This window comes from Pseudomonas sp. KB_15 (assembly GCF_052114525.1).
In the GTDB taxonomy this organism is placed as follows: Bacteria; Pseudomonadota; Gammaproteobacteria; order Pseudomonadales; family Pseudomonadaceae; genus Aquipseudomonas.
In genome coordinates this window covers 1-360 of sequence record NZ_JBFREX010000369.1, presented here as the reverse complement: position 1 = coordinate 360, position 360 = coordinate 1, and the positions used below count along the sequence as shown (strand labels likewise).

General features: G+C 62.7%; 1 protein-coding gene. It reads right to left on the bottom strand.

Annotation, left to right across the window (positions count from 1 at the left end):
• Positions 1-146: Type 1 glutamine amidotransferase-like domain-containing protein (locus tag AB4Z35_RS31330; RefSeq protein WP_442101342.1), on the bottom strand; the 146-nt coding region annotated here is incomplete at its 3' end.
• Positions 147-360: the final 214 nt, after the last annotated feature.

Sequence of the window (360 nt, the reverse complement as noted above, 5' to 3'; positions counted from 1 at the left end):
GTGTAGGCGTCCCAGTCACGCGTGAMCCCGGCGTAGGGGACGAACAGCGCGTCGGTACGGCCATCGGCCAGTTCCGTGATGGCTGCGTGCGCGTGCACGAGGTAGCCGTCGTCGGAGGTGGAATTGCTCAGCAGCAGGAGATCCATGTCGAAGCAGGTCGTCGTGTTCCGTTATGCGGAACCGCGATCCGGAAGTTGGGTAAGCCGACGATGGTACCCAAGGTGGCGGGCGCATGACAACCGCGCTCCGCTCATCTCCTGTTCATCTCCCTATATCTATTAGTGTGTCTTGCGGTTTCCGGGCCGGATCAGTCGATCAGCCGCCCGTTGGCGTCGAAGAACGGGTGCGCCGGGCCGTAGT